Annotated in this window: 1 protein-coding gene; it reads left to right on the forward strand. The window is 62.3% G+C overall.

Annotated features, from left to right (window positions below):
• The coding region (locus P0D70_RS37065) for an NAD(P)(+) transhydrogenase (Re/Si-specific) subunit beta (protein ID WP_408188163.1) at window positions 1-215 on the forward strand (215 nt) is incomplete at both ends.

A 215-nucleotide genomic window follows, 5' to 3' on the forward strand; every position in this document is an offset into this window, starting at 1 on the left:
GAGAAAGGCATCGAGGTGAAGTACGCGATTCACCCGGTGGCCGGCCGCATGCCTGGGCACATGAACGTGCTGCTCGCCGAAGCCGAAGTCGCCTATGACATGGTCTACGAAATGGACGACATCAACGGCGAGTTCGGGCAGGTCGACGTGGTGCTGGTGCTCGGCGCGAACGACGTGGTGAACCCGGCGGCGAAGAACGATCCGAAGTCGCCGAT

The organism is Paraburkholderia sp. RL17-381-BIF-C (assembly GCF_046026435.1).
Taxonomy (GTDB): domain Bacteria; phylum Pseudomonadota; class Gammaproteobacteria; order Burkholderiales; family Burkholderiaceae; genus Paraburkholderia.